24 protein-coding genes and 1 pseudogene are annotated in these 21609 nt (G+C 61.2%); 18 read left to right on the top strand and 7 right to left on the bottom strand.

The window, feature by feature from the left end; all coding sequences use genetic code 11:
* Nucleotides 1-1700, top strand: a 1700-nt coding sequence (locus AVZ66_RS16805) for a hypothetical protein (RefSeq protein WP_197407837.1), incomplete at its 5' end; no start/stop codon positions are given.
* A 290-nt stretch (nucleotides 1701-1990) separates the two neighbouring features.
* Here the strand turns inward: AVZ66_RS16805 and AVZ66_RS16800 are convergent.
* A complete protein-coding gene (locus tag AVZ66_RS16800; protein ID WP_197407836.1) occupies nucleotides 1991-2521 on the bottom strand; it encodes a hypothetical protein in 531 nt (176 codons plus the stop codon).
* Nucleotides 2522-2702: 181 nt separating this feature from the next.
* Here AVZ66_RS16800 and AVZ66_RS15520 point away from each other — a divergent pair, with 181 nt between their 5' ends.
* From AVZ66_RS15520 to AVZ66_RS15500, 5 genes are read left to right on the top strand one after another with little or no spacing between them, the layout of a single operon-like run.
* A complete protein-coding gene (locus tag AVZ66_RS15520) occupies nucleotides 2703-2999 on the top strand; it encodes a hypothetical protein (RefSeq protein ID WP_058985075.1) in 297 nt (98 codons plus the stop codon).
* Complete coding sequence (locus AVZ66_RS15515; protein ID WP_058985074.1) at nucleotides 2999-3364, top strand: hypothetical protein; 366 nt, start codon at nucleotides 2999-3001, stop codon at nucleotides 3362-3364. The genes AVZ66_RS15520 and AVZ66_RS15515 overlap by 1 nt, the downstream gene beginning before the upstream one ends.
* On the top strand, nucleotides 3348-3803 hold the full coding sequence (locus AVZ66_RS15510) for a hypothetical protein (protein ID WP_058985073.1): 456 nt from the start codon (nucleotides 3348-3350) through the stop codon (nucleotides 3801-3803). Before AVZ66_RS15515 ends, AVZ66_RS15510 begins: the two co-directional genes overlap by 17 nt.
* On the top strand, nucleotides 3800-4057 hold the full coding sequence (locus AVZ66_RS15505) for a hypothetical protein (RefSeq protein ID WP_058985072.1): 258 nt from the start codon (nucleotides 3800-3802) through the stop codon (nucleotides 4055-4057). The genes AVZ66_RS15510 and AVZ66_RS15505 overlap by 4 nt, the downstream gene beginning before the upstream one ends.
* Nucleotides 4054-4257, top strand: coding sequence for a hypothetical protein (locus AVZ66_RS15500; RefSeq protein WP_058985071.1), 204 nt, complete (start codon nucleotides 4054-4056; stop codon nucleotides 4255-4257). Before AVZ66_RS15505 ends, AVZ66_RS15500 begins: the two co-directional genes overlap by 4 nt.
* 647 nt (nucleotides 4258-4904) lie before the next feature.
* Here the strand turns inward: AVZ66_RS15500 and AVZ66_RS15495 are convergent.
* Genes AVZ66_RS15495 through AVZ66_RS15485 form a run of 3 tightly spaced genes read right to left on the bottom strand, consistent with a single transcriptional unit; the run spans nucleotide 4905 to nucleotide 7004 of the window.
* Nucleotides 4905-5729: a hypothetical protein gene (locus AVZ66_RS15495; protein WP_058985070.1), complete on the bottom strand. Its 825-nt coding sequence runs from the start codon at nucleotides 5727-5729 to the stop codon at nucleotides 4905-4907.
* The gene (locus tag AVZ66_RS16495) at nucleotides 5726-6304 is read right to left on the bottom strand and encodes a hypothetical protein (protein WP_157575754.1); all 579 of its coding nucleotides are present in this window, start codon (nucleotides 6302-6304) and stop codon (nucleotides 5726-5728) included. The genes AVZ66_RS15495 and AVZ66_RS16495 overlap by 4 nt, the downstream gene beginning before the upstream one ends.
* A complete protein-coding gene (locus AVZ66_RS15485) occupies nucleotides 6297-7004 on the bottom strand; it encodes a hypothetical protein (RefSeq protein WP_058985068.1) in 708 nt (235 codons plus the stop codon). The genes AVZ66_RS16495 and AVZ66_RS15485 overlap by 8 nt, the downstream gene beginning before the upstream one ends.
* A gap of 67 nt (nucleotides 7005-7071) precedes the next feature.
* Here AVZ66_RS15485 and AVZ66_RS16490 point away from each other — a divergent pair, with 67 nt between their 5' ends.
* From AVZ66_RS16490 to AVZ66_RS15445, 10 genes are all read left to right on the top strand, one after another.
* A complete protein-coding gene (locus AVZ66_RS16490) occupies nucleotides 7072-7248 on the top strand; it encodes a hypothetical protein (RefSeq protein ID WP_157575752.1) in 177 nt (58 codons plus the stop codon).
* On the top strand, nucleotides 7248-7556 hold the full coding sequence (locus tag AVZ66_RS15480) for a hypothetical protein (RefSeq protein WP_058985067.1): 309 nt from the start codon (nucleotides 7248-7250) through the stop codon (nucleotides 7554-7556). Before AVZ66_RS16490 ends, AVZ66_RS15480 begins: the two co-directional genes overlap by 1 nt.
* 2 nt (nucleotides 7557-7558) lie before the next feature.
* Nucleotides 7559-7837: a hypothetical protein gene (locus tag AVZ66_RS15475; RefSeq protein ID WP_058985066.1), complete on the top strand. Its 279-nt coding sequence runs from the start codon at nucleotides 7559-7561 to the stop codon at nucleotides 7835-7837.
* Nucleotides 7837-7992 carry a hypothetical protein gene (locus AVZ66_RS16485; RefSeq protein ID WP_157575750.1) on the top strand — a complete coding sequence of 52 codons (156 nt, stop codon included), beginning with the start codon at nucleotides 7837-7839 and terminating at the stop codon, nucleotides 7990-7992. The genes AVZ66_RS15475 and AVZ66_RS16485 overlap by 1 nt, the downstream gene beginning before the upstream one ends.
* 606 nt (nucleotides 7993-8598) lie before the next feature.
* Nucleotides 8599-12084: a bifunctional DNA primase/polymerase gene (locus AVZ66_RS15470; RefSeq protein WP_058985065.1), complete on the top strand. Its 3486-nt coding sequence runs from the start codon at nucleotides 8599-8601 to the stop codon at nucleotides 12082-12084.
* Between the two features lie 462 nt (nucleotides 12085-12546).
* Nucleotides 12547-12951 (top strand): DUF5805 domain-containing protein, encoded by a 405-nt coding sequence (locus AVZ66_RS16480; protein ID WP_157575748.1) that lies wholly within the window; start codon nucleotides 12547-12549, stop codon nucleotides 12949-12951.
* On the top strand, nucleotides 12938-13990 hold the full coding sequence (locus AVZ66_RS15460) for a tyrosine-type recombinase/integrase (RefSeq protein WP_197407835.1): 1053 nt from the start codon (nucleotides 12938-12940) through the stop codon (nucleotides 13988-13990). The genes AVZ66_RS16480 and AVZ66_RS15460 overlap by 14 nt, the downstream gene beginning before the upstream one ends.
* Before the next feature lie 121 nt (nucleotides 13991-14111).
* Entirely contained in the window at nucleotides 14112-14963 is an 852-nt protein-coding gene (locus tag AVZ66_RS15455; RefSeq protein ID WP_058985062.1) for a ParA family protein, read from the top strand.
* 2 nt (nucleotides 14964-14965) lie between these two features.
* On the top strand, nucleotides 14966-15388 hold the full coding sequence (locus AVZ66_RS15450) for a hypothetical protein (RefSeq protein WP_058985061.1): 423 nt from the start codon (nucleotides 14966-14968) through the stop codon (nucleotides 15386-15388).
* A 185-nt stretch (nucleotides 15389-15573) separates the two neighbouring features.
* Nucleotides 15574-16383 carry a hypothetical protein gene (locus tag AVZ66_RS15445; protein ID WP_058985060.1) on the top strand — a complete coding sequence of 270 codons (810 nt, stop codon included), beginning with the start codon at nucleotides 15574-15576 and terminating at the stop codon, nucleotides 16381-16383.
* Between the two features lie 247 nt (nucleotides 16384-16630).
* Here the strand turns inward: AVZ66_RS15445 and AVZ66_RS15440 are convergent, their stop codons facing one another.
* The 3 genes from AVZ66_RS15440 to AVZ66_RS15430 all read right to left on the bottom strand — a co-directional run bounded on the left by AVZ66_RS15440 (nucleotide 16631) and on the right by AVZ66_RS15430 (nucleotide 18202).
* Nucleotides 16631-17263, bottom strand: coding sequence for a GIY-YIG nuclease family protein (locus AVZ66_RS15440; protein ID WP_058985059.1), 633 nt, complete (start codon nucleotides 17261-17263; stop codon nucleotides 16631-16633).
* A 139-nt stretch (nucleotides 17264-17402) separates the two neighbouring features.
* Nucleotides 17403-17600, bottom strand: coding sequence for a hypothetical protein (locus tag AVZ66_RS15435; RefSeq protein ID WP_058985058.1), 198 nt, complete (start codon nucleotides 17598-17600; stop codon nucleotides 17403-17405).
* On the bottom strand, nucleotides 17597-18202 hold the full coding sequence (locus AVZ66_RS15430) for a site-specific integrase (RefSeq protein ID WP_058985057.1): 606 nt from the start codon (nucleotides 18200-18202) through the stop codon (nucleotides 17597-17599). The genes AVZ66_RS15435 and AVZ66_RS15430 overlap by 4 nt, the downstream gene beginning before the upstream one ends.
* A gap of 820 nt (nucleotides 18203-19022) precedes the next feature.
* Here AVZ66_RS15430 and AVZ66_RS15425 point away from each other — a divergent pair.
* Together AVZ66_RS15425 and AVZ66_RS15420 are read left to right on the top strand one after the other, a co-directional pair.
* A complete protein-coding gene (locus tag AVZ66_RS15425) occupies nucleotides 19023-19391 on the top strand; it encodes a hypothetical protein (RefSeq protein ID WP_058985056.1) in 369 nt (122 codons plus the stop codon).
* 114 nt (nucleotides 19392-19505) lie between these two features.
* A pseudogene (locus tag AVZ66_RS15420) lies at nucleotides 19506-21609 on the top strand (hypothetical protein); the annotation flags it as partial.

The following is a 21609-nucleotide window of genomic DNA, read 5'->3' as shown; positions in this document are numbered from 1 at the left end:
GGCGTGCGGCGACCACCGTCGGCACGCTTGCGGGCGCACAGTTCGCGCCGTTCGCAGCGGCCTCGGACGACGTGAGTGGGGTCGCGACTGAGGTCGGCGCCGGCGCGAGCGGCGTCGTCGGGGACGCGGCCGTAACGCTCAACGAGGTGAGCGGCGGCCGGCTCGGGGAAGCTGCCGGCATCGCCGCACGCCCGCTCGCAGGCACCGTCTTCCTCGCAGGGCAGGGACAGGACGCCGCCGAGGACGTCAACAACGTCACCGAACAGGACGTCGAGGACGCGACCGACCAGTTCATCGCGAACGCAGCTGAGGGCAATCCGAACGTCACTGGCGGGCCGCTCCCAGTGTTCTCGGTCGCATCGCCCGGTGGCGTCCAGACGTTCGTCTCGGGGAGCGACGATGCGGTGTCGGCGTCCCAGCTAGCTGACGACGCAACGACGAGCGGTACGGCAGGTGCGGGCGGCGCCGCGAGTGGAGGCGGCACCGGCACCGCGACCGCCGCCGCGACTGAGGGAACGATGGAAACGGCGGCGTTCGCGACGGCGGGGGCGTTCGCCGACGAACTGGAAGTCACCGAAGGTGGACTGTTCGTTGATGAGCAGCGCGTCGAGGGGACAGGCCAACAGTTCGTTGATGAAATGCAGGTTCCGGACCCGCAGGCGCAAGACGTCGGTCCGCTGGGCGTTCCCGAGCTGGGCGTCCAGATCGGCGCGGGGGAGAACAGCGCGCCGTGGGAGATCGACGAACTGGAACCGACCTCGATGTTCGTCAACGAGATGGACGTCCCCGAAACCGACGACGACACACCGACCGCCACGACGGAGACGAGTGCCGTCGGCTCCACCACCGGCGGAAGTTCCGTCGGCAACCAGCCCGGCAGTAACATGGGACCGGATAGCGGCCCGGGGAGCGACGCTATCGGCGGCGAGACAAGTGAGGGCGGCGGGTTCGATGTCGGGGGACGTACAGGGAGTGGCCTCGTCGTCGGCAGCGACAGTGGCGTCCGTTTCGTCGGCCGGAGACCCGACGACGAAGGGACGCTTCAGGATGCCACCGAGGAGTTCTTCGCTATCGACTTCACTGACACCTTCACGACTGATGATGTCCTCGATCAGGCGCAGCAGACCGAGGTCGGCAGCGGTGACGCTTCCTCTCCCTTCGCCGGGACGACAACCACCGAGGACACCGATAGCGCTGAGACCGGTGAGTGGCTCCCGTTCGGTGAGGAGACCGCCGGTGGAGGCATCGAGGGAGCGGGGGAGACGTTCAGTGAGCCGGGCGCGGACACCAACGACGGGACCGGGTTAGACTTCGGCCCCGACTACGGGGAAGGCGTTGGGGAAGAGGTTGGAGTGGACGCCGGCGTCGATGCTGCGGTGGACGCCGCGACGACGTCGATTAGCGACGCGACAGCGACAGAGACGACGGGCGTGGATTCGGGATTTGGAGAGCCGACCGAACCCGGGTTCGGGGAGCCGAATGAGTTCGCCTTCGAATTCCAGTTCGAGTACGGAGGGTCGGAGCCGGGGCGTCCGCGCCAACCGCGTCCCGATCTTGACGACGAAGGAAGCGGCGAAGAAGTGTTCGACGTCAGCACGGCCTTCAGCTCCGACGACTTCGACACGGGCATCGCGACCGTCGAGGAGCTCGAGCAGCAAATGGAGGACTTCGACAAGCAGTTCGAAGACCTCCCGTTCTAACCCGGATTCCGGCCGCACGCTCTTTCTGGAAGGTGGTTTCGGGGACGCGAACCCGGGGGTTACGACGTGGAAAAGCAGGTGTCGCACGGCTCGTGTGTCGGTTCGACCGCTGCACGGTCCACCTGCCGGAAGTCACCTGCGTGTCCGCAGCGAGGTTCGGCCTCGAGGCGTCCCTCGCTCGGCGCGTGCATCGTCGTCGTTCCGCCCGCCCTCGACACGACGACCGACGCCGGCACCTCGTCGAGCGGGCAGCCGGCAGGATAGTTCACGGGGTTAGTATCGGTCGCGAGTCACAGTTCTTCGGGACGGTCGTCGAGCGCGTTCAACGCGTCCCGGAGCATGTCCGCGTCCGCCCCCATCGCACGATCTACCAGCTGCGCGCGCAGCTCCGCAGCTTCATCCTGTTCGGGGAGCGTGTCCGGCCACGGCGTATGCTGGACCTCGGTCCAGAGACTGTACATGGTGTCTTCTGGAATGTGAATGTCTACGCGTCCGCCGTCTTCTATCCCGACGTCGAGAACGTAGCCATCCTCGAGGCGGGGGCTCGGGCCGTAGGTGATGGCGTCGAGGTCGTCGCGAGCGACGAACTCGGTGGCGGTGTCACAGACGACGTCGTGGAGTTCGCCGAATAACTCGGGGTAGTATTCTTCGAGCGTGGAGACGTCTCGCGGAAGTTCATCGCGGATGCGCGTCCGGACGCGGGACTCGACGCTGTAGCGGTAGTTGTCTTTGACGTCTCGTTCACCTGCGAGTATCTCGCGTTCGGCGTCGGTGAGTAGCGCGCGGCGTTTCGCCATTTGCTCGGATGCAGTATCCGACATATGCTAAATATTGTGCTTACTCCATATAGTGCTTGCCCAATATGGAATATACAACATAGAGTAAGAACTATTAGGGTGGCGTCGTTAGAGGGAGGTAAGCACCGCTCGTCGGCGTCGTCGCCACGGAGGAAAGGCGACCGGCGTCACACCGCCGGCCGCGAGTGGTGCCCGCTCAGACACCATGACAGACCACAACTCCCGGGACGAAAAACGTCCCGGAGCGACCGACCGTGCCGAAGACGAATCGACAACGCTTGTCGCCGCGAGCGAACGGGACGCACGCCTCGCCAGCATCGAACGCCAGCAGCGGTACACCCACACGCTCCTCGCCGCGACCATGAGCGTCGTTGCCGGCGCGACCGCGACCCTCGCGAACAGCACCTTCTGGGCGCTCGTTACCGTCGTCGCGCTCGCCGGGATGCTCGCGTTCGGCGTCGTCTGGAAAACCACCTCGCGCACCACTCCCCAGAACAGCTAATGACTGACCACGAATCCACCAGCGGCACGACCCGACGCGCGTTCCTCGGCGCGGCCGGCACTGCTGCCGCCCTCGCCGCCACAGGAACCACCGCAGCATCCGCCGACGCCACCAACGACAGCGAGACCGAAGAGAACGCTGAGCCGTCCTTCTCGGCCAGCATCCAACTGTACGAGAACTTCGAGGACCCCGCCGACTACTCCCTCAGCGTCTCCAGCCTCACCGACGAACACACCGACGTCGAACTCAACATCGACACCGGAATCGGATACGTGAGCATGGGGTTCTCGCAATCCGAGGCGGCAGCGTTCGCTGACGAACTCGTCGCCGCAGCACGCAGGGGGAACGATGGCCTCGGCGAATGACGGCACGAACTGGGAGCGCGTCGCGCGCCGCCAGCTCGAACGCCGCGCCGAAGGACGCGCCCGCGACCTGAAGCTCGCGACCAACCAGCTAGCTTCCGCGTTCTCCGACGGCGACGCCACACCTGACGACTTCAGTCGCTTCCGCAGCGAGGTGAACGGCCTCCTCGACGTCGTCGAGAACGACATGGCCGCGCTCACCGACGGCGTCGAACCGTTCGGCGACGCCGCTCCGTACTTCCGTGACACGCAGATGGCCGCCGACTACCTCGACGTCGAGCTAGACGCCATCAACGAAGCGGAGAACGGCGCGACCGTCGAGATCGGGGAGACCGCCATCCGCGAGCTAGTCGAAGGTCACAGCGTCCGCGTCGAGACGCCCGCCGGCATCGAGGTCGAACTACAGCCGACGACGACCGGCGAGACGAACACAGGACCATGACCGGCGCTGCGTTCCGCCTGCGTGACGGCGACCGTGTGCTGTACGTGATGCCGTTCGAGGACGTCCCCGGGCGGCGTGTCGTCTACCGGCAGGACATCGAGACCTTCGACACGACGCGCGACACCGTGCCGGTTCAGGAAGCGCGCACGCTCGCCTCACGCGGCTCCGAAGTCCCACTGTACGAAACGCCCGCGTGGGCGGACCCCGCCGCCCCACGCACCACAGCAACGCCACCAACAGCTACACAGCCATGAACACGACACAACAGCGCCCCGAAGAGGACCGAACCTGTAACGAGTGCAACCGCGTCTTCGAGTCGATGGACCGACTAGTCGATCACCTCACCGACGAACACGACGCGTTCACGAACGCGACGCTGTTCGGAGCGAACAGCGAGGACGTCCTCGACGACGTCCAGTTGAACATTAGCCTCACCGCCACCCCCGACAAGTGACGCGGGCGATGCATCGACAGAGAACTCGCACGCCGACCGCCCGCGTTCATGGAACCCTGCGCGGGACTCCCCTGTCGGCCGAACCACGACCGCGTGGGAGTGACCGAGCGAGCCAACGCGACGACCTCGAGAGCAAGCACGCGCGCACCGCAGACGCCAACAGCGCCAGACGGCAGCCGACCACACTCGCACCGCCGGAGGTCCAGCATCGAGCTGGCGAGGACCGGGACCACCGCGAACTCTAAGGTCCTCGAAAATCGACGACGACGCCTTCTCTTCGCCGTCCATCGGTCCCGTTGGCCGAGGGGTTCCCGATGGCCGCGACCGCTTCCACGCTCTTCGTGCGCGACCCTACGGAGCAGCCGACCCTTTCACTCCGGGAACCCTGTTGCGGAAACTATCATCACCTGCGCACACCTTGCGCAACAGCGTCTAGATTCCGCAACCGAATCGCTGAACGTAGGGCAGGGGCGAGCCACCCGCGACAAGTTGACCGGAGAACAGTCGAACCGATGATTCGTGCGCGCCACGCCGCGACGCCCCGAAGGTCGCCACCTCCGACTCTCCTCGATGAACAGTAGCCGAGGACGTACAGTACCTATTGCAGTTGTTGTTGCGAGCGGTTTCCCCCACCGCCGTATTGCGATTCACGCTTTCGCGCTCGCAACCCCGTCAGGCGCTTCTGTGTTCTTCCGAATCGTCTCCCGGGAGTATTCGATTTCCTCGATGTTATCCGCAATCCACTGTAGCGAGTGACCCTGATCACGGAACGCCTGTGCCATCTTCATCTGGGCGGTCTTGGGGAGCTGGTCGCCACCCTCCTCACCGTCCTGCGAGCGGCGCTTCGCCTCTTGCTTTTTGCGCTCCATCACCTGATAGTCCGGGTCCGTCTCCGGGAGCGCGGGCCACCGCAGGTCCTCGATGGCCGGCGTCTTCAGCGTCGGACTCTGTAGGTCGTAGTCGTCTACCTGCACTTTGTGGTGCGTGGCTAGCTCGCCCTGTGGATGTCCCGGTCCGCGACGAATCAGTACCCATGCGTCCACAAGTGGGAGCAGCCACGCGTCCAGCATCTGGAACTGCTGCACGACCACGATGATGGTGAGGCCTTTGTCCCGGTTGGCGAGGATCGAGGAGATCGTCTCGATAGTCTCCGTCTTCATGGACCGCCGCTTGTTCATCGCGCTGCCGGCACCGGGCGTGCCTTGCGCCTCGTCGATGATGACGGCGCTCCGGTTCTCCACCTCCGGGATGATTTCGTAGCCCAGCTCGCCCGCGCTCAGCGTCGCCTGCGATTCCGCGTCGAACCCCGACGGCGACGAGTCCAGCGTCTTCGCCAGCCCCGTGGCGACAGTCGTCTTCCCCGTCCCCGAGACCGCCGACTTCGAGCTGGCGGACAGAACGAGGAGGAAGTCGTTCGTCGGCGGTTCCTTCACGCGATTATACCACCGCCGGTACAATTTCGTCCCCTTCATTCTTCCTCGAATTCCTCGATGTCCCATTCCATCTCGTTCTCCGGGCGCGTGTCCGGCTTCGGGATGCCGAGGTTCAGGTCGTTGATAATCTCCCAGATTACGACGAGCGCCGACTGAATCGCTGACAGGGACAGGCACGCGGGGCGTTCAACACGCTGGTTCGACATCCCCCGCCGATTTGACGATTCCGTCGTTGTCACCGTCTCGTCCCAGCCGATAATGTCGTTCAGCGCGACCTCGCGTTCCTCCACGCTTCCACCGCCAGACTCGGGTTGCAGGCCTGTTCCAGCCACCGAACGCCCCCACGAAGAGGACGGAGATTCCTGCGAGCCTTCCGAGAGCTTGACGGTTTCAAACGGCTCGCTCCACACGTCGCGGTCCGAGGCGACCGGCTGTAGCATCATGATGATGTTTTCGACCCGGCTTTGCGCTCGGCGAGCCTTCGGCCATTTATGCGCCGGGACAGCCCGGGGCTGCCCGGATGTCGGATTACTCTCTAGGACCGACGCTAGCTCGTGGACGTCCTCGAGCAGCCGCTTCGCGTTCAATTGGGAACCCGCGTTATCACTACTCATTATCACTCACCCATTCGACACCCGCTGTCTCCCCCTTCTCGTACACCGCCTCCCAGACGCCACGCACCAGTTCTAGGTACTCGCCGATCTCCATGTCCAGCCCCTCACGCTGCTGTTCTGCCGCGATAGCAAGGCAGAGCAGTGCCGCCTGCGTCTGTGGGCTGAGACGGTCCGGGTCCGTCATTTGGTGGTCCTCGTCGAGGCCCGGCGGCCGCGTTGCACTCTGAACGCGACTCTGGCCGTCGGGGCGGATGCCTGCGAGAACGAACGCGGACAGCTCGGGTGTATCCAGTGCGTCCTTCGCGCGCTGAGTCGTGTCGGTCCACGTCTCGTCTTCGAGGGCCTCAGTTAGCAGCTCGTCCACGGCACGTGCTTTCGAGAACCCGTGTTCGTTCGCCCACTCTTCGACGTCTTCGGCTGTCGATTCCCGGACGTACCCGGTAAGGTTACGGCGCTCCTCTTGCGGCATACTCGTTATAATCACCTGCGTATACAAATAATCACCGGGGAGTAAGACGGGTGAAACAGCCGTTAGGGGTATTATAGAGTGTAGCGGTACTATTATCACAAAGGAGTGCATACCCATGGGTATGAGGCAGGCAAATAACTGAATCGTGTAGGGTGTCTCCAGCACCCTCACGCGGGCGACTCCCAAAACCACTGCGTCGAGCCCGCCACGGACGAACCGTGGCTGGCTCATTCTACGCACGCAACCCGCTTTAAAATTCGGGGAACTCGCCCGGCCTTGCCTCGGTGGTAGAATACCCATGCCATCGAAAACCCAGAACCGCGGCGGAGAACAGCCCGGCCGGTCGAACCAAGGAGGCCATCCGGAGAGCGGGAAGCTCGGCTACGACACGATCCTCCGGCACGCCCGCCCCGACGTCGAACCCCAGCGCGTCGCTCGTTGGGCCGTCCGCGCCCAACAGGAGGGGATGCTGTAATGGCCGCCACCCACGACGACGCCACCCACGACGACAGCCTCATCGACCCCGTTCGGCGCGCGTTCGCCGTCGTCGGTGACAAGCGGCCTGAAGACTACGCGTGCATCGACCTCGACGGCTACCGGCTCACCTACCGAGAAGACGGCTACTGGGCTGTCATACCGCTCGACGACAACGAGCCCACCGACGAGGTGGTCGGCGGGTTCAGCCACACCGCGTTCTCAACGGTGGGCCGCCTCCGGCGCTACCTCGCCCAGCTCGAAGAGCAAGAACCGACGCCGACCACTCGCAGCCCCGAGGTGCACTGACGATGGCAGCCAGCGCCACGAACGTCCAGGTGTCCTCGCACGCCGAACAGCGGTTCCTCGAACGCGTCAACCCCACCGAGCCCTACCCCCGGACGCGGATCGAGCGCGAGTTCCGGGAAGCACAGCGCGCGGAGATCGACGACCACGATATCTCGGAATCCGCCCGACTGCACCCGGATAGCCGCGTCGTCTACGTCTACGACGAGGGCAACGGGACGGTCGTCACGTGCTTCCCCGTCGGCGACGACCAGCTCGGCGAGCGAATCGAGGTGGATCTGTGATGACGCAGCGCTGTTTCCGAGACGGCTGCCGCGAACCCGTCTACCTCCACACCTACGACGGCCCCATCGTCTGCGAAGCCGGTCACGTCCTCAGGCAAACAAGTAGGCGCGCGCAGCGGTTCCTCGACCGCGCAACCAGTGGGGTCGAAGCATGAGCACGACGTGCGTCAGACATCGGGGGCGAACTAGCGGGAGTTTTAACGTCCCGGACTACCTCGCACTAATCAGCAAGAAAGCGAAGCCACTACGAGAACACAACTTCGGACCGCAGAAGCCGGGGCGTCCCACCGCCCCGCAGGGAACGCTCTCACCCACTGCTTCTGCGCCGAGGGACTTAGAGTTTGCCCCATCGACCAGCGATTGCTCTATCCCTCGGGACGTCTTCGGGCGTCGGTCCGACAGCTCCACAACCACGACGATGACCGACACAACCACTCCCGAGACCGCGGCTGACCCGCTGATCGACACCCCAGCGTACACTCCGTACACTTCGAGGGGTGGCCCCGAAGTGTACGAGAAAATCGCACGACTGCATAGAGGCATCGCTACTCGTACACTTCGTACACTTCGTTTCAAGACAAGAGTGTATAACACGCACGGGGTTCTCCCTCGTGTTAATATTCTCCCCTCTCAAAACGAAGTGTACGAAGTGTACAGAGGGGTGTCATCCCGTTGCCGTCCCTGGAAAATCTCGTACACTTCGAAAATAACGCCGAAGTGTACGAAGTGTACGAGCGCTGCGACCAGCGGAGGTGTCGTCAATGTCTGAGGCTCGCGACCGCGTCGCCGCCCGACTCGAAGAAGCCGGCGTGGACCCGGCGCGGTTCGTCGACGTCGAGGACGGCGAGAAGGGGAGCTTCAACCACGATATGCACGCCCCCGACGCTGTCGAGGGGAACTACGGCATCTACGCGACCGCCGAGGACCGGCTCATTATCCTCGACGTCGACGACTACGACGACGTCAACGACAGGAGCGGCCTCACGGCGCTCTCGGAGCTTCCCGCGACGCTGGAGCAGAAGAGCCCGCACGGTGGCACGCACCGGCTGTACGCCGTCGAGGAGACCGTCGACGGCCGACTGATAGCCGATGTCTTCGAGGACGAACTCGGGACGAAGAATCCGAAGCCGAGTTGGGGCGAGGTACGCGTCGCGAACCAGTACGTCGTAGGTGCTGGTTCCGAGCTGAACGGCTGCGATAAGGACTGGTGTGAGGACTGTGCAGCCGAGGACGGTGGCCAGTACGAGCTCCACGCCGACCGGGAGATCGCGACGATCTCCCCAGCTGATGTTCTGTCGGTCCTCCAGGCCGACCCCAACTATCGCGAGGATGACGACGACACAGACACCGCAGACGAACCGCCCCAGAACACTGGCGGCGACGCGAATACTGAGGAGGCACTGAGCTACGCGCTAAACAAGAGCAACGACGACAAGATTCGGCGTCTCTGGCGTGGCGATTACAGCGACTACAACGACGACCGAAGCCGGGCAGAAAGCGCGCTCGCGTACAAGCTCGCCTTCTGGCTGCAGGGAGACAAGAGCGCTGTCCGGCGAGCGATGAACGGATCGAACCTCCCTGAAGACGTCTCTCCCCCGAATCTGCAGAAGTGGAGCGAGCGTCAAGACGAAAGCTACCGGAGTAGCGTCCTGAAGGCTGTCGATAAACAGGGGGACTACTGGGACCCATCCCATCAACGCGACCCCGACCCGTCGACGGTCGACTACAGCGAGGTCGAACGCGGCGAGGCAATCCTCCGCGCTGAAACCGGGCCAGAGAAGCCAGCTGGCGAACTGGAGTACCGGAACGGGTGCTACGGCTACGAGTGGGTGAACGTCGACGAGGACGGCAACGTCGTCGACGAAGGCTTCGACCAGGTCACGAACTTCACACTCGAGACGGTGTCGTACCTGGACACCTACGAAGGGGAACTACTGACCATCGAGGTCAATCCAAACCACCCGATGGGGAAGAGCTACGAAGTCGAAGTCCACCCGACGGTATTCAACGAGGCGCGCGAGTTCCGCGAGGAGGTCGTGCGTGGGCGGACAACGTGGTTCCAGCCGTCTCAGGCAAACCGGACGTCCCAGCAGGTCCTCAGTGACCTCCGGCAGACTGTCGGTAGCCAGATGGCTCCCGAACACACAGGCACCGAGTTCATCGGCGTCCACGGTCAAGAGTACGATGAGTGGGTTACGCCAAGCGGGACGCTGACGCCGGAAGGATGGGCTGAGGACGCCGAATACAAGTTCTACGAGAAGGGCGGCGATATGGATTCATCGTCCTCGCTCGCAGAGAAGTGGGCGCTCAACCCCGACGATGGCGACAACTACGACGAGGGAACTGTCGCGAACATCTGCGAGACGCTCCCCTGGACGCGGATGCCCGAACGCGGACTACCGGTTCTCGGATGGTACTACGCGGCGCCGCTGAAGCCTCTCATCTTCGATGAGTTCGGGCCTGGTGGGGAACGCCAGTTCAATCTCCTGCAGGTCGTCGGCGGAACTGGAACTGGGAAGACGTCGACGCTGGAGATGTACTACGAGCTATTCGGAGCGAACCCGAACCCGTACGGTTGCGGTGACAAGGGGTTTACCATCGAGAAGAAGCTCTCGAGCAGCTGCGGGCTCCCGATTTGGCTGGACGAATACAAGCCGACGGACCTCGCGCAGGGGAAGATGGACTGGCTTCACCGGCGCTTCCGTGAGGTATTCCGCGGTCAGAGTATCAGCAAGGGCCGTCCATCCCTCGGTGAGGTGACGTTCCACCTGCAGGCACCGGTAGTGTACTCTGGTGAGCAAGTTGTCGAGAAGCCGGCCGTTCGTCGGCGGACGATTGTCACGCAGTTCTCGTCGTCGTCGACGAAAGGCGAGTACCGGGACGCGTTCAAGGAACTGCAGGGGCGAGAGTACAACTTCCGCGACCACGCGCTCGCGTACTACCAGTACATCCTCAACGCTGAAACGGAGGCCCTGGCAGAGAAATGGGAAGCGGCAGGCGAGACCGTCGACGGGTACCTGAAAGAGCTCGGCATCGACTCACTGAACGAGGACAGCGAAGTCCAGGGCCTCCGAACGATTGTGTTCGGATACGAGGTCTTCCAAGAGTTTGCTGCGGAGATGGGCGCGGATGTCGACGCGCTCCCCGGCGAGGACGCTCTCCGGGATGCCATCCAGCATGTCGCGGAGAACGTCGGGCCAGACGGCCGGCGTCGCGAACATATCGACGAGTTCACTGAGCTGGTCGCGCAGGCGGCGCTTGAGGATTACCTCGAAGAGGGCGTCCACTACCGGATTGTGGACAGCCAGAAGCACGGTGGGAAGGTCTTGGCCTTCCACATGCCAACGACGTTCTCGGCGGTGAAGAAGTACCTCCGCGAGTTCAACCTCGAGAACGAGCACTCGCTGCTGAGCAAGACAGACTTCCTGGACAACTACGACGACAAAGCTGGGGACGCGTCGGCGTACCCTGTCGGGACGAACCAGCAGGTACGCAACTTAGAGAATGGACGTCGCGCTGTTCACATCGATATCGAGCTCGCCAGTGAGACGCTCGGTGAGGAGTTCGAACTCGGCGCGTTCACGGACGTTGAGGAGCCAGAAGACGACAGCGGGGAAGACGAAGAAAGCGATAGCGACGGGACTGTGCCGCTGGCTGACCTTGAGGATGCTTACGGCGGTCCCGGTTCGCTGTCAGTGCGCGTGACGGTCTCGAATACGTTGGAACCGAAGCCCTGGCTGCAGGCCGAAGGGACAGTCGAAGACGAGCTCGGGGATACGATTGACTTCCAGGCGCGTGGGGATTCGAACCCGCTCCCCGCGAACGCTGAGGGGAAGGAGTACATCATCCATAACGTCCGGCTGACCTCAGGGGAGTACGGTGAACCGCTGCTGGAATTCCGGCCGGATACCGAGTTTGAACCGGTTGCGTCGACACCAGACGACCAGCAATCGGTGACGGAACCAGTCGCTGACGGCGGTGACATGGATAGCAGCGACGTCACATCTGCGGAGGGGTGGGAGCCGCCAGCGGATGCAGAAGGCCGTGAGGCGGACGCGAAGCGTGTCGTCGCCTCGATACTGGCGGCTTCGGAGGACTCTCTGGACGAAGACAATCTGAAGCTGGCTGTGTTCGACCGCTTCGACGAACTGAAAGGCAACTTGCAGCGCGTCGATGCTGGTATTGAGGCAGCCGTGACTGACTACGGCTGGCTGATCAAGGAGGACGGAGAGTTCAGGAAGGCATAGCCCAAAACCTGCCGGCACAACCGTATTCGCGTCTACCCGGCACCTTTCACTCTGTGAGATTTGACAAGTATACTGGTGACTTGGGCCGCAGCCTACTTTCCGACAAGCAGCACGTGTTGAACGTCCCGATTTCCTTCTTACAGCGACTGATATCCTTGTCAGCCTTGAGGTGAATGACGGCGAATTCTCGATTCGAGTGACTGCTTGAGATAGTATTCTTGCCGAACGTCCCCGGTTGACTATCGATCTAACCGAGATGTCGTTATCACGTCACCGCCCTATGGCGAGTTTCTTAACACCGCCGGCCTCTACGCCTTCTTCCATTCCTCTTTGCGTACACTTCTAACATTCAATACTGAACCAAAACCTCCGCCTTGAGTCATCTCCTGATGACGAGCACCGTTCGTACGGCCAAATTACTGACCTTTATTAAGGTAACCGCACCAATCTTAGCGACTTCAAATGAGCGAGCCTGATAACACAGATTATCACGACAAAGACTACGGCAGAAACCCGCAGGTAACGATAAGAGGCCGACCTGAAGAACTGAAAGAATGGGACGAAGCTGTCAAGAATACCGATATGAACCGGAGTGAATGGCTCCGGTACATGATTCGAGCTGGGCGACGGCAAGTCGCCGAACTCGATCCTCGAACAAACGACACGGATGACCCGCTCCAGATCAGAGATCGTGTCCTCAACACTCTTGACGACCATGATGATCCTCTACCTCCAGACGAGATCGTCGACGCTGTCCTCACCCCAATAGAAGATCGGACACTGGAGGCAATCCGCGAACTTGACGACGAAGACAGAATAGCGTACAACCCGGCTGAAGGAGGCTATGAACAGAATGAGCATCAGTAGCGCACCTGACCCTGACGATCCCTACGACTACTATATGGAGAGGATGCGGAAATCGGGGAAAAGCGAGCGGACTGTGGATATGGAGGAAGAAGCGCTGAACCACCTCCAAGAGTTCCTCGATAAAATCGAGAAGCAACCTGGTCAAATGGACGAGAAAGACGCCCTCGATTTAGTTGACTGGCTCCGTGGCCATGACAACATCGGGGAGCATACTCTGAAACGACACGCAAACACGATAAAGCGGTTCTATCAGTTCTACAGCGACCGCGGGACGTACGAGACAAATCCGATGGCGGTGGCGCTCGACCGTGTTCAATTCAACATCCAGACGACGCAGCACCGTCGGGATATTTCCGTCGAGGAGATGCGGGACTTCGTCCAGACTATTGAGTCACCACTAGCTTTCGCTATGGTGATGCTTCTCGTGAAAACAGGGATTCGAGCCAGTGAACTCTGTAACCTCGATATGCGCGACCTGAAGATTCAGGACCCTCGAATCGAACACTTACTCTCCCCACGCCCGGAAATCGACCATCGCGAGGACTGCATCTTCGTCAGCAGTAACATCGCCTCCGGGCAGGAAGTGAACGGAGAGAAACGAGATAATGGGAACAAGCGGCAGCGAGATACCATCCTCCCTCTCGATGAGGAACTGAAGCAGACGCTCATCTATTGGTTGGCAGTTCGACCAACTCACATGCCAAGTGATGCTAATCCAGTCTTCACACTCCAGTCGGGATATGGCGATATTGAGCGGTACGCACGGATGACACGAGGGCAGTTGTTCAACGTTGTTGCCGATCTCGCAGAAGCGTATGGTTGGTATGAGGTGGGTGCAGGCAGGTCACAGAATGTTACTCCCCATTACTTCCGACACTGGTTTACGACGATGACTGAAGTTCAAGGAATCGACCGCCCGCTCGTGAAGTACCTTCGGGGAGATGTCGGTGACGACGTTGTTGACCGGCATTACCGCCACTTTTGGGGCGGAGAAGTCAGGGAAGAATACTTCAAGAATATCTATAAACTCCTCAAATAGGCGTAATACCGGTTGAGTGGCCGAGAAACGGTTGATAGCCACATCGTAGTTCGCCAGTTGGCTGGCGTTTTCGGTAACTGGAATAGGTTTATGTAACCTGATTACGGTTACTGTAACCGTAATGGGTGAAATGAGGCATGCGGCGTTTTATGTTGGCAAAGGCGGCGTCGGTAAGACGACGTCCGCTGCGCACATGGCGACGTCCGCCGCGCAAGACCACGGTTTAGACGTTGTACTGCTAGACCTCGCGGGACAGCAAAACGACCTCGCGACCCAGTTCGGGCTCGCCGACGAGGTCGAGGATCCGGACGCGCCGATCTCGGCAGTCTTTGGGGACGATTGGACCTTCATCGCGACCAACATCCCGGATGTCGTAGACCGCATGGTGTTCGACACGGGGGAGGGTCCGGACCTGATTCCGTCCGACCCCGGACTGTCGGGCGCGGACAACAACCTCGCGTCGGTGCCAGTCGAAGACCGATATCTGATGCTCGACGAATTCTGCGAGGAGCATCTTGCTGAGCGATACGACGTCGCGATTATGGACCTCCCGGGCAAGGAAGATAACATCGCGCTGAACGGCATCGTCGCGGCCGAAAACGTCGTGACGCCGCTTTGCCCCGGCGCGTTCGAGCGCGACCAGTTGGATAGTCTCGCGGACGCGCTCGCGGAGATTCGTGAGGACCTTAGTGCTGTCCTCGATGCACACGACATCCACCCGCATCTGTCGATGGTCATCCCGACCATGATTAGCGGAGCGACGAAGCAGTCTGAGGAGTTCGTCGAGGAGATTGAGGACGCGTATCCGGAGATCGTTGCAGAGCCGGTCGCGGATTCACAGAATATCGGCAACCTGCAATCGGCTGGGAAGACGCTGTTCGCGGCGAGTGAAGACGAGCTGTACGCGACCGGGGAGCGGGCACGGGCGGCTTACGAAGCAAACACCACGGAACTACTGAAACGGATTAGCTAATCATGACTGACGAAACCTCAGAGAACGCGGAAGAGGCGGCGGAACAGGCATTCGCAGCGGCGAAAGAACAGAAGCGACACACGTCGGACCCGTCCACGGACACCGAGGGTGTAGACCGCGTCGAGGCAATCAAAGACGCTCTCCTCGCGATAGAGGAAGGCGGATCGCCCGAGAACATCAACATCCGCGACAAGGAGCTGAAAGCCCTACTTGTTGGGTTGGACGAGGCGGGCGATTTGGACGCCGTGGCGTTGGAGCTAGCTCTTGAACTCGATGATGAGGACGCGGATACCGAGGATGTCTACCAGAGTGACGTCGCCCGCCTATTGATGCGCGTCGGGCTGCGAGCGGCACTGCCTTCGATTCTGGAGGATGCGCGAGAGGCTGAGAAGAAGAAGGCGGTCGAACAGGCGAGTGGCTACTGATTGCAACCTGTAGCCTATGGATGTAACCCGTAATTGTAACCTGTGATTGCAACCTGTAATTGTAACCTGTAATTGCAACCTGTAATTGTAACCTGTAACCAAATTTCATGTGTTGTTGATCCAGTAGTTGTAGGGTCGGGAAACAGAACCCTCAATAAAGCCCACTGTCATCTACAAAATAGCCTGTGCGCCCGTTTAATGCCGGTGACTCGGAATACACCCGCTCTATCGCTATTGACGCCAGCACTATTGACGGGATAACAGTCACGACGGCAGTTCTCTCGGAGCGCGACGATGAACTCCCTGTTCTCGATAGTATCTACGAAGCGGCGGACGGCCACACATTTCGACCGTTTCAGGACAAATCCCACCGCCTCGACTACGAGGAAAGCATCGACTTCTTCGAAACGGTCACCGACCAGAATAAGGACCGAGTAATCGCGACCTCGCACTTGGGGCAGGACGGCTCGAATCCGGAACGTGTCGAAGCAGTCCAATCGGCCGTATTAGTGAACGAGTTAGCTGCTGACGACGCTCTCATCATCCTCGATGGAGCCGCCGATAAGGCAGACCGGTTCGGGCGCGCTTACTACGGCATTTCTGAGGATGTTCCGCCGGTCGTGACATGCATTCAGTCAGAATACTACTACCCCGCGTCGCTCCTCGCTGACGTCTCCGCGAACCATCTTGCCCGGCAAATCGATCATCCTCGACACTGCTCGGCGGTTGATCCTGAAGCTCCACAGACGAAGGAGGACTTCAACGACCGATGGGGGAGTGCGTATAATTCGCTGGTCACCAGCTCCAATCCGGTCGAAGTTGAGCGGATAAAGCAGCGCCGCGCGGAGTCGGTCGCGAGTCGTGTGAACTGCTGGTATCGAGGCTGGATGGGTGGCGGTGAACCTGACGAATTCAACCGTTCGCTCCGCCCGGTCGCGGAGTACGCCCGGCGTCAGGGCTACGACGAGCTGGCGTCGCGACTATCGGAGATTTAGAATCAGGTGGGATTGCTGCACCCACGTCCATCTTCAACGCCCGTTGGCTTGCGCCTCAGGGCTTGCGGGTCATGGTCATACAGCCTCCACGCGGCACCTTCCGCGCTCATGTAGACACAGATGCTACCTTCACATAGGGTTTTTGGAGAAACCGCGTGTTGTAACCAGTAACCGTAACCAGTAACCGGAAGCGCGTCCGCGAGGAGCTGATTCGATGAAGTGGAATGAAGTTTATCGATGAAGCCGTCTATCGCCGCCCCTCATCTTCTGGGTCAAATCTCGCGCCACCACGACATTTCGGGCAGGATTCGCGCTGGCGGTCGTAGTAGTGGCCGCATCGTGTACACTGGACTCGACCGGTCGGGACGTCGTCGACGGTGTCGGTAACGTCGCCCGGCGCGTTCACCGACTGGTCGTTTCCGTCGACAGATTCATCTTCGAGGTACTTCGCTCCATATTCTCTCCACGTTGAGCGAAGCTCGTTGATCTGGCCAGTTGCCCCTTTTATTGGCCTCATCGTCCGGTACACTTGCTCCAGGAACTCGCCCCATTCAGCGGTTAAGTATCGCGGCCCGCCACGGGGAACGGCGATGTTCGGGCGACCTGTCGAGTGAATCTTCGTCGGAATCTCGAAGTCCCGGAGGTCCGGCGGGATGTCGAACCACTCGCCCCGCATGTGGTACCTCTCGAAGTGGTCGTGAAGGAAGGACTCGACTTCCTGCGCGTCGACGGGCCGTCGGGAGTTCCGGACTGTGAGTTCGAACGGGCACGAGACCTGGAGTTCTCCGAGACGCCTGTGAGGGTCTTCCGCGATGCCGATTTTGACTGGCCCCAGCTCGTGCTGGATGACGTAGACCCACTGGGAGTCGTGTCCCGACATACGTCAGGGCCTAGCTAGGAGTCCGGTTAAGCACTCGGGGGCTATCGGACATTCCCGTGTGAACTGCTCCTTGTAGACCGGCGGATTGGTGGGGTCAACCTTGGGGTATCGTCCCCGAAACCGCCCTCCTCGTGCGCGATTACCGCCTGAAATCGGGAGATGATGTATTCGGCGCGCTTAGAACGAGTATAGCGAAGAAGGTGACGAGACCGACCATAACTCCAGCTCCTAATCCGACCGCAGCGGCGAACCTCCCATCGCTCATCACGCCGACAGTCATCCCGGCAGTCGTCCCGATGGCGGTCGCGAGGACCAACGACACAGCGACTTCCTTCATGCAATCCCCGCGTCTTCGAACGCGTCGTTGACGACGTCCGGGGTCGGCGCGTTGAGGTACGGCTCGATGGCCGCAAAGCTATCCCATCCACCGACCTGCATCACCACGCGCGGGTTCACTTGCTCGTCGACGAGCAGCCGCTGCGCGTACCGACGTCGGAGGTCGTGGCTGCTGACGTACCGGTAGTCTTCGTCGCCGCTCTCGTCGGCCGCACGCTCGGCCGTGCGCTTGACGACAGCCCGAATGCCGCGTTCGGTCAAGTCGATGAGCGATTCCCGTCGGCCGATGTCCTCGGCGTTCTGGAACCGGTGGATGTCGCTCTCGACGTCGCGAGGGAGGTAGGCGTTGCGTGGCTTCCCGCCGTTCCCGGAGGTGTCCTTGCCTTCAGGGACGCGCAGTCGGTAGTGGTCGCCGTCCTCGGTTCGCGCGACGTGACGCGGCTGTATCTGCGGTATCTCGAACGCGCGCAGGCCGACGTACCCACCGAGTTGGATGATGAGGTCGTCGCGATGGCTGTCGGCGTGTCGCCGCAGCTCCTCGAGTTCGGGGTCGGTCATCCAGACTTTGTACTCGTCGTCTTTCCCGGTCGCCTCTAGCCTCATACCTACTTGTTAGAACAACCTTGCACTTAGAACCGGGTGACTGACGGAGGAAACCGCGATATAGGGCGGGAACCAGCGGGTTCGGTGACGACTTCTTTCACAAGTCGGAAACTAACCGGAGATGGCAGCGCCGGTCAATACTCGCAACCCGAGTGAAACTTTAGTCTAACCCCACCCTACCCCATACTCAGACACTAAGGTTATGAATGAGGGACTCATTCAATCAACTGGTTCCAATCATCACGTGGGTGGTGCAGTTAATCCACCCACGCACTAATCCTCCTCAGCGATAGCTACATCCCTGCCCAGTCCGGTCGTCTTCACAATACTGCCGTCTGTCGATTTCCGCGCGCATGCGGAACGTGGGGCTTTATACGAGCGGGCGTGTTATGAATTGATGGCAGCATTCCACTGCCACCTGCGTGGTGATTGGAACCATCATTGCAGGCTTCACGGTATCGGAGACGACGAGATGGGTCGTGACAACGATCCTCCGCCTCGCGGCACTTATCGTCACCGTCGTGCGGCTCAAGCGGGAGTAGAGGCCGTAAGGCTCCTCCCTACGATATGAGCCGGGGCGGCGATGGCCGTCCCGCTCAAGTGACGATGGCTCCGGACGAGCGATTGAGTTTCGTATCGGTCATCACGCAGGGTCTCTCCCCTTCACAGGGGAGTTTCAATAACTACCTAGCGACGTGTTTCTCAAGATGCACGCCTGTGGAAGATGCGGAATCTGTTTTGCAGGGCTCCGGGGGACTACCAGAATCACCAGCCCGCCTTGCAGGTGAATACTCATACTCTTGCAGAGTAGCGTTCGTGTATGGGAACAACGCAGGGAATCTGGTTTGGCAAAGACGAGCGGCTACTGACGCAAATCAAAGACGAGGTCGAAGATGGAGACGAGAGCTTCTCCAGTTGGATGAAAAAAGCAGCGCGGGAGCGACTGCTGGTTGATAAGACGCTGGAGAAGATTGGCGTTGATTTTGACTCGGACTTCGAACGACGCAACGAGCTTCGACGTGTGGTACAGCGGGAATTTGGCACCGCTAGCTCTCGATACGAGGTTCGGTGTCGAGAATGTAATGACAGCTGGCTATTCACGGATGAAGAAGAAGCCGAAGAGTTCTATGAAGATCACGAGCGCCATACGGACCATTCTCCAGACCGATTAATACGCAACGCTGACTGATTTCCCCAGAGATAGATTCACGCTCGAACACCAGTAGTGGAACCACAAACTGGGCCCTCAGTTCTATTTCCCGTTGCAACTAGGTAGGGGGCGCTCGTATTTGCTGGTAGACAAATGGCCCGTGCCCGACTCGGTGCCGGTAGCGGTTTCGGCTCCGCAAACGACAGCGAGGAGGATAGTGACTCGGTTGGCGGCCGCGACCGGTGGCCGGCCGACGACCCACGCAGCCCCGTCAACGACGACGAGGATTCTAACTCCTCAGACACGTCGTCAGATAGCGGGTCGGATTCATCGAGCGGTGGCGGGTACCGCGACCCGGGCAGCGTCGGTGCGCTCGACCCGCCGAGCATCGACGAAGACGACGGCGACGCCGGCAGTCCGCCCGGCCGGGGTGAGAAGGACCTCGACTCCGGAAGCGCGGGTGGGAACCCGTCCGGTGACTCGACGAGCGGGCAGGACGCAGACGACCCGAGTGATGCGCCGAGTGCTTCCCCACCGTCGAGCGACGACGGCAGCACGGATTCGGTGACGTCCACGACGCCGGAGGACCGGCCGAACGAGGACCCGCAGGACGACTCGCCGGATACCGGCGGGCAGGATGCTGACGACCCATCGGACGCGCCGAGCGCAACCGGCGGCACCGAGAGTGGAAACGACGGCGTTGAGGAAGGGGACAACCCGGCAGGGCCGGGCGGCCCGGCTCCCGGACCGGGAACGGGCTCTGACGGCTTCGATGGACCGACAACTGAACAGGGGCCGACAGGACCCCAAGGTGATGATAACGTCGGGACGGATACGTCGGATGGGCCGAATATAGACGATGACACTGTCCCCGGGGCAGATGATGACCAGCCATACGCGTATCCCGACTCTGGGAGTGGGGATGGCGAACAGGGCATAGATGACCCGATTCAGAACGCGGCCGACGACGTCACCATCGAACCGGGGGACAACATCGACGACGTTGAGCGGGCGTTCGCGGCTGAAACAGGGCTGGACCCCCAGGACTTCAACGTCCGCCGAGAAGACGGGAAGTTCGTCACGGAGTACACGGACGACTACTACGCGAAGGAGTACGCGGACCGATTCGATAAGCAGTTTGGTGACGTCGAAGTCACGGCGAACGACGTCAGCATACAGGAATCCACGGGTGAAGACGGCGAGACTATTGTCGAACCGTCCCTCTCCGAAGAGGTGCGCCGGGAGGCGGTTGTCGAGCAGGTTCAAGACCAGTTTGACCGGTTCTACATCACCGAGGACGACCTGAATTTCACGCAAACCGAGGGGGAAGACGGCAGCACGCAGCTGGACGCGTCATTCACGGAGGAGGCGGCTTCGATGATTACGGAGCGGCAGCTAGCTGATGAAGCCGGCGTTGCCGTCACCGAGATCGACGCGGAGAGTGGCGGAACTGTAACTCCACAGACGAACGACGCGGCGCGGTCACTCGCGGAGTATCAAGTCGAGCAACAACCGGGCGTCAAGGACGCCGACGTGACAGAGGTCGCCCCCGGTGTCTATCGAGCTACCGCTACGGAAACAGACGGGGATGTGGTCCCGTCGGGCGGCCCCGAATCGCTGACTTCGACGGTGGCGACGCCAGAAGGAAAAGACCTCATCGAGCAACGGCAGGCAAACGCGGAGGCGGCTGAACAGCTCCGAGAAATCCAAGAGACACTCTTCACCTCGGGTAGCGGGGGGAGCCAAACCGACGGCAGCGCAGCGGGGAACGAAACCGGAGGTGGCGCCGGGCGACCGGCCGACATCGAGGACGTTGAGACCTACGGCGCCGATGGTCCTGATTCCACGGACAGCGCCAACACCCCGCGCGTCGTTGGTGAGGTGTCCGTCGCTCGCCCCGGAGCAGCGTCACCGGGGCAGTCAGGGAAGGATTTCGGAGAAGGCGTCGTGGACTTCTTGGAGACCGGAGCGGAAAGTGCGGCACCGGTCGCGCGGTCGGTTCTGAATCCGGGAAGCGACGTAGACACGAACGTCGTTACCGGCCCGGTGGCGAGCGTCCTCGATGATGCCGCAGGCCCGGCGGCTGCGCAGTTCGCTCCGTTCTTCCAAGCTGCCAACGCCGCGCAACCAGTCGTGGATGACGCCGTGAATGCTGGGTCAACAATCTTCGAGACAACCGCGAAAGCAGCCGGCCGTTTCGATGTTGTAGACAGTGTGTCGATGCCGAGGTTCGATACAGCTGTCCCCAACGAGGTGG

Source organism: Halobacterium sp. CBA1132, from assembly GCF_001485535.1.
In the GTDB taxonomy this organism is placed as follows: Archaea; Halobacteriota; Halobacteria; order Halobacteriales; family Halobacteriaceae; genus Halobacterium.
The sequence above is the reverse complement of the archived record's forward strand: the minus strand, read 5'-3'. Positions and strand labels throughout refer to the sequence as shown.